A 7,306-nucleotide genomic window follows, 5' to 3' on the forward strand; every position below is an offset into this window, starting at 1 on the left:
CGCTTACTACTCTGTCTTTTAGGAGCAGTTCCCGATAAGTCTTCTCTACCAGTTCTCTGAATGATTGCAGTCGAAGATTGGTTTTCTTGTCCGTTGTTATTCCTTGTTTTGAGTTCCACTCCGCAGGCTTACATTCTTCGTTTGTAGTAATGACAGAGTTCTTGCCATCTATCGTGATACGGCAGAGTATGGAAGTCTGACCATTTGTTTTGATTTTCTGTCTGTTGATATAGAACAGTGTCTTGAATGTACTTCTCATAATGATTTTAGTTTTAATATGTCTATTGCTAAATACTCATCTGCATATCCTCCGTGAAAGAAAGGAAATGGTCAAATTCCTCAAAGAGTTTCTGTGGCGTTACCTTTGCATAACGCTCGGTCATGCTCACGTTGGAATGTCCCAGCATCTTACTCACGGTCTCAATCGGTACACCCTGTTCAAGAGTGATGAGCGTGGCAAATGTGTGCCTTGCCGTATGTGTGGTAAAAGGAAACGAGATGCCTGCACGAAGCCGCAGGGCTTTCAAATAAGATTGGTAAGTGGCATATCCCATGAAAGGGAGCAATGTTTCCCTTTCATCGCTGTGGAGCTTCTCCATCAGCCGTATGGCTTCGGGCAGCAGTTTGACACGGCAAGGCACACTTGTCTTCTGACGGTTGAACTTCAGCCAAAGGCTACCCTCGTCATCACGCACAAGATGGGACTTGTCCAGTTCCATCAAATCACAATACGCAGCACCCGTATAACAGGCAAAGAGGAAAATATCCCTTGCCGTTTCCATTTCCTCCTCCAAGTCCTCAAAGTGGAGAGTCTTTAACTTCTCAAATTCCCCTCTGTCAAGTGCTTTGGGGAGTTTCTTGTTACCCTTGCTGATTTTTACTTTGTCAAAAAGCAGGAGGTCTGCCAACCCCTCACGGTAAGCCAGCCTGCAAACTGTTTTCAAATGGGTGGCGACATTGTAGAATGAGCTTTCCTGAAATCCACACTCCCCTAAGAAGTACTGCTGAAACTCATGAATGAAGTTCTCTGTCAGTTGTGAGAAGGCTAAGTCAGAAACCTTGTACTTCCGTTGAATAAACTTCTGCAAATGAATTCGGGTAGAATGATAGCCGTGTATGGCTCCTTCCTTGATGTCTATACCAACATGGCTTTCCTTCTCCTTAATGAGCATATCAAGTCTTTCGATGAGCATGCACCGTGTCTGCACGCTGCCTTGAAACTGTTCCTTCACCTCGGTTGCGCCAAATGGGCAACCTCTTGCAAGTAAAGACTGATAGGCTGACTGAATGGACAGCAGCAAGTTTTCCAACCTGCCATTCACCTCCACCGCCTCACGGCTCTTGCCGTCCATTCTGCTCTCTCGTGGATTCCACAAGTCGGGGTTGCAGGAGAGTTTACAACTGAACTGCGCAATACTCCTTCCAAGTGTAATACGTCCCATGATGGGAGCCTTGCCCGACTTGTCAAGACCGCTCTTTTTGAGGTAGAGCAACACCTTCATTTTCTCTTGTTTCATACGCTTTAATTTTTATGGGCAAAGTTACCCGAATTAAAGCGTTCCTCACTTATGCAGAAAACTGCCGACCGCAGCAACAGCCACACGAGCGAAAATAATTCAGTTACCGAACATTACTCCATCGTTACCTATAACGAAATCGGGTAACGGTTTAGTAACAGAACTTCTACTTAAATCCGCACTTTCCTGCCTTTTACGAACAGAGCAGTTTTATGCAAATCATTTCATATCCTGCTCATTATCAATCAGTTTACACCAACTTCGATTTTTCTTCATTTTCAAGGATTAGTTACATACCTATACAATAACTTTTACCATATCAAAAACAATCTTTTATATAGCTATAACAAGTATATGAAAAACAAAAATAGCTTATTTTTGATACAAAAATAAATTAAAAAAGCATCAAAAATAAGCTATTTTACACTTCACTTTATCACCTTTTACCTTCTTTGTCACCATGTTTTCTTTCTTAAACAGTTACTCTTTAGAGTATTATGAGGAAGAGCTTATAAACTTAATAGCTTTTTTATATACAAAAAATAGCCTATAGAAATATAATCCCATCAACAAATACAAAATTAATTATATATTTTTTCTAAGAGATCTTGAGTGTTAAGAATAAAAACACAATGTCTAATTATTAATAAAATAGAGTATAAAAAGGATAGATAAAATACAAAGAGTTAAGTTGAGATCTTTCCACTTTTTTGTACAAATTTTAATAATCACATATGCTAAAATGCCAAGACACACACCATCAGCAATAGAATAACAAAGCACCATTGTTATCATTGTAATAAAAGCCGGGAACGATTCTGATATATCTTGTAGATTAATCTTCTTTACAGAATCAAGCATTAACACTCCTACCATTACTAAAGCGCCACTAGTAGCAGCACTGGGAATAATCATAAATATAGGAGAAAGGAATAATGCTAATACAAATAACAATCCAACAGTAAAAGAGGTTACACCAGATTTTCCACCTTCTGCAACACCACTAGCACTCTCTACATAAGTAGAAATAGTAGAACTCCCTAAAGCTGCTCCTACTGTAGTTCCTATAGCATCGCTCATCATGGCTTCTTTTACACGAGGAATGCTACCATCTTGCAACATAATACCAGTCTTATCTGCTAATCCCATCAAAGTACCAAGAGTATCAAAAATATTAACCAACAGTAAAGAGAATACTACAAGTAAAGTTTTTAAACTTAACAGACCTGCAAAATTAAATTTACAGAAGATAGGAGAAATGTCTTGTGGCATTGCTAAAGGAAGCCAACCATCAGAAAACTTAGTAACTCCCATAGGTATACCTATAATAGTTGTTATAATTATACTCCAAAAAAGAGAACCCTTTATATTGTTTGCCATCAGTACGCCGCTTAGCAATATAGCTATAACGCCTATTATACAAGTAGGCGTAAAAGCACCCAAACCCACAAAGGTAGCTTCTTTTGCAACAATAATTCCTGCATTCTTTAAGCCAATAAAAGCAATAAACATTCCAATACCTGCAGATATAGCAAAACGTAAGTTATAAGGAATGGAAGATAATATCATCTCTCTAACATTGAGAAAAGTAATGAGAATAAAAGCAAACCCTTCTATAAGCATAATGGCAAGTGAGTGTTGCCATGTATATCCCATTGCTTGACAAAGAGTATAAGCAAAAAAAGCATTTAGCCCCATAGATGGAGCTTGTGCAAAAGGGAGTTTTGCCATAAAAGCGAGCAAGAAAGTAGCTATCGCCGAGGCTAAGGCTGTAGCCGTAAACAGAGCACCTTTATCCATACCTGTTGAAGCAAGAATAGCGGGATTAACAGCTAAGATGTAGCTCATCGTTAAAAAGGTAGTTGCTCCTGCAATAATTTCAGTGCGAAGCTTCATCTGCTTAGGATCGAATCCTAACACTTTAAATAAGAACGTCATACTTTTTTTAGTTTTGTTTTTTATTTTCTTTTTTATTTTTCAACCAATTATCAATCATAATACGAGCTATAGACAATGGCTCTGGAATAGTAGGAAGATTGTTTTTTGAAAACCAATGACCTTTTGACAGTTCGCTTTTTTGCAAATGAAGTCTTCCGCTATCATATTCGGCAAAAAATCCTACCATCAATCCACATGGATAAGGCCATGGTTGTGAAGAGAAATATCGTAAATTTTTTATTTTTATTCCTGTTTCTTCTAAAACTTCCCTATGAGCAGCTTCTTCCAAAGTCTCACCAGTTTCAACAAAACCTGCAATGAGACCATAAAAATTAGTCTTAAAATTACGTGAATGCACTAATAACACTTCTTCTCCTCTCTGAACAAGTACTATAACAGCTGTTGAAAGTTGTGGCCAAAATTCTTTCCCACAATTAGTGCATCGTTTAGATATATTGGTATTCATCTTCATAATGCCACCGCATATACCACAAAAAGCTGTGTTTTGATCCCAATAAAGTAATTCGTAACACTTACCTGCTTTTATATAAAGCTCTTTAGATAATTTATAAAAAGACTCGCGGAGCTTACACATTTCATATTGGGAATCATTTATAATAGCTGTATTTATACTAAACGCTTTCACCTTATAACCATTTCCGGTAGGTGTTATATCCATTATATGTGTCCATGAATATGTGGGTATTGGAGATTTTTCCGCAAAAGGAATGTCATAAGTATTTCCCTCTTTCTTTAGTATAATATTATCTTTATAAAATATAAACCAATATTTCACAGCATCTTCTATATATATATAATGTATAAAGAATAAAACTTTACTCTCCGAAAAGTAATTTTTTATCGCGCTCAGCAGCAGGTTTCACCCATTCTTCTGGTATAAACTTCCAATTATTGTTAGCCTCTGGGGCTATAGTTCCTGCCTTTTCTATTTCTTTCATAAGATAGTAACGCTGATCTTGCTTACTTTCCCATATAATACGTTTCTTTAGTTGCTCATGTGGAATGCCTGCACCCTTTGTAAGTAGTTCTCCTCCACCATTAGCACGATAACTATTTACGGCTACTGTATACCATTTTTTTTCTTCAAATTTTTCGCCATTACTCATTTTAAGGATTGTTACTTTTTGTCCTTTAGGCTTTGTTACATCTACAGTATAGTTTATACCTGCAGCTGAATCAAAATTGAACGAGTAATTTTTAAATCCTAATCGCTGAGCATCACTTTTAGTATCAGCTAACAACAAAAGATGATCATTAGGTGTTTTCATTGTGTTTACCCATAGATCATAACTCATCTCTAAATATTTATGTATCTCTTCACCTGTCATCTTTATAGTACATAGCTGATTTTCAAACTTGTATAAATTAAACATATCTGCTACTGTTACTGGTCCTGCTTTAATAGATGCATTAAATAAAAGAGGAGCATTAAAGGCTATATCAGCCTTAGTTATTTTTAATTCTAAGTTTAATATCAAGTCATTAAAAGCAGAATTGCCAAAATAAGAATCTTTGGTATATATCGTGTTCTTTAAATATCCTATAACCTTATCACTCCATAGTTTTACCTCTTCTACATTTTTGTGAAAATGATTAATGTAATTTGTGTCTACCCCCAATGTACTAACATCAACAAGATCTCCTTCTATGTTCTTAATGTGAAAAGTTTTCTTGTTCCCTTTCATCTTGCTTGATAAAGTAATGGTGGCAACTGCTACCCTTTGTGCATTATTGGCAGGATTAAGACATACCACTTTTTTACCCTTTAAAGACGTTTCTACCGAATTATGCGGTGTGTGATCATGACCAAAGAAAACAATATCAAATCCATCTACTTGCTTAGCTACATCTTTAGAAGCATCTTCAGCATAATCTTTGGTAATAATACCACCTTTCCACCCTGAATGGAATAATCCTATAATAACATCTGGATTATCTTTGGTTTTCATTTTCCTAATAGTCTCCTTTGCGCATCTCACCATTTCTTTAAACTGTAATCCGCTCCAAATATTTTCTTTTAGCCAGTTTGGGATAGCAGGAGTTATCATTCCTATAACTCCTATCTTAACACCGTTATTTTTCTTAATTATACAATAATCGGAAACATAAGGCTTACAGCTTTTCGTATCTATAATATTAGCACCTAAAATAGGCATATCCAATTCACTAAACCATTTGTCATAGACAGCATGCCCAGTCTCTATATCATGATTACCTACAGTAGCTGCATCATATTTTAAATAGTTTAATACCATAGAAGCAATATTTTTTTTGTTCTTTGCTATATAATTATAATAGTAAGATATAGGCTGTCCTTGTAAAATATCTCCATTATCAAGCAAATAAACATTTTGATCCCCATATTTCTTTCTTAGATCATTTACATATTTACTTACCCTCGCCATAGAGCCTTTTTTAGGTAAATGTGTTATAAAATCGTATGGGAAAAAAGAACCATGGATATCAGATGTTTCTATAATTTTTAGTGTAACATCATTATTTTGTGCCATAGTTGGGCTACAAAGTCCTATCATCATAGAAAGAAGAAATGTATAAAATTTCATTTAATTTGGTATTTTTATGTTGTATAAATTAGCGATAACTGCTATTAAAGATGTGGCAAAAATACAAATAATATCTGAAAAACAACATTTTTTTGAAGTATATTGTTAATATTTAAAAAATTACAGTTTCCTCTTAAATGTAACAGCCCACAGGTATTTTTCTTTGTTACATAACCTCAATTATTCTTCTGCATGTTTTCACTAAATGTAAGTTTCTACTATATTTCCCTATAATATAGCTTTACCATACCTATATCATTACTGCTATATTTAGATTAAATAACATTAAATCTATCTTTCTTATATAAGAATTCTTGTTTTTTTCTTGTACCTTTGCAATCCATTTATGTATAATGGGTTAATTGTATAATATTAGTTTTGGAGACATTATAATTCATGAGACAGCTTAAGATTTCAAAAAGTATTACTAATCGTTCTAGCGAGGCACTTGATAAATATTTGGTAGAGATTGGTAGAGAGCCAATGATTACAGTTGATGAAGAAATAGAATTAGCACAAGAAATACATAAAGGAGGTCTTAAGGGAGAACGTGCTAAAGAAAAACTAATCAAGGCAAACCTTCGTTTTGTAGTATCTGTTGCTAAGCAATATCAGCATCAAGGTCTATCTTTGACTGATTTAATCGATGAGGGTAATATAGGTCTTGTAAAAGCTGCCGAAAAATTTGATGAAACACGTGGCTTTAAATTCATATCATACGCTGTATGGTGGATACGTCAGAGCATTCTTCAAGCAATAGCTGAACAAAGCCGTATTGTTCGTTTACCTTTAAACCAGGTAGGGGCTATTTCAAAGATTAATCAAGTTACCAATGAGTTTATTCAAAAACATAATAGACGCCCATCTATTCATGAATTAGCAGAAATAACAGGTATTGATGAAGCACGTATACGTCAAAGCCAAAGTGCTGATAACCATCACATGAGCATTGATGCTCCTTTTAGTGATGATGACGATAATTCAATGAGTGATATGCTCTCATCGGGAGAAGATTCGCGTACAGATAAAGGTGTAGATTTCGAATCAATGTCCGATGATCTTCGTGCTGTACTTCAGAACACATTAAAAGAACGTGAAATAAAAATAGTTACAGAGTGTTTTGGTATTGGCTGCCAAGAAAAAGGTTTAGAAGAAATTGGAACAGAAATGGCACTTACACGAGAGCGCGTACGTCAGATTCGTGAAAAAGCTATTGAGAAAATACGCGAAAGCGGTAATGCTCGTGTACTTATGAAATACTTAGGA

6 protein-coding genes are annotated in these 7,306 nt (G+C 35.5%); 1 reads left to right on the plus strand and 5 read right to left on the minus strand.

Annotated features, from left to right (window positions below; translation table 11 throughout):
* From HMPREF9018_RS06915 to HMPREF9018_RS06935, 5 genes are all read right to left on the minus strand, one after another.
* Positions 1–259 (minus strand): Arm DNA-binding domain-containing protein (locus tag HMPREF9018_RS06915; protein ID WP_039864630.1); only part of this gene is annotated, 259 nt, incomplete at its 3' end.
* 28 nt (positions 260–287) lie between these two features.
* Positions 288–1,517 (minus strand): site-specific integrase, encoded by a 1,230-nt coding sequence (locus tag HMPREF9018_RS06920; protein ID WP_008449800.1) that lies wholly within the window; start codon positions 1,515–1,517, stop codon positions 288–290.
* A 636-nt stretch (positions 1,518–2,153) separates the two neighbouring features.
* Positions 2,154–3,455, minus strand: a complete 1,302-nt coding sequence (locus HMPREF9018_RS06925; protein WP_008449804.1) for an NCS2 family permease — start codon at positions 3,453–3,455, stop codon at positions 2,154–2,156.
* A gap of 7 nt (positions 3,456–3,462) precedes the next feature.
* Positions 3,463–4,251 (minus strand): NAD(+) diphosphatase, encoded by a 789-nt coding sequence (nudC, locus tag HMPREF9018_RS06930; protein ID WP_008449802.1) that lies wholly within the window; start codon positions 4,249–4,251, stop codon positions 3,463–3,465.
* A gap of 40 nt (positions 4,252–4,291) precedes the next feature.
* Positions 4,292–6,040, minus strand: a complete 1,749-nt coding sequence (locus HMPREF9018_RS06935; protein ID WP_008449798.1) for a bifunctional metallophosphatase/5'-nucleotidase — start codon at positions 6,038–6,040, stop codon at positions 4,292–4,294.
* Between the two features lie 396 nt (positions 6,041–6,436).
* Between HMPREF9018_RS06935 and HMPREF9018_RS06940 the strand changes: the two genes are divergently transcribed.
* Positions 6,437–7,306 (plus strand): sigma-70 family RNA polymerase sigma factor (locus tag HMPREF9018_RS06940; protein ID WP_008449796.1); only part of this gene is annotated, 870 nt, incomplete at its 3' end.

This window comes from Prevotella amnii CRIS 21A-A, from assembly GCF_000177355.1.
Taxonomy (GTDB): Bacteria; Bacteroidota; Bacteroidia; order Bacteroidales; family Bacteroidaceae; genus Prevotella; species Prevotella amnii.

Bases quoted from the DNA above. Each gene is read 5' to 3' on its own strand.
- HMPREF9018_RS06920 (WP_008449800.1), bottom strand. From the start codon at position 1,517: ATGAAACAAGAGAAAATGAAGGTGTTGCTCTACCTCAAAAAGAGCGGT.
- HMPREF9018_RS06925 (WP_008449804.1), bottom strand. From the start codon at position 3,455: ATGACGTTCTTATTTAAAGTGTTAGGATTCGATCCTAAGCAGATGAAG.
- HMPREF9018_RS06935 (WP_008449798.1), bottom strand. From the start codon at position 6,040: ATGAAATTTTATACATTTCTTCTTTCTATGATGATAGGACTTTGTAGC.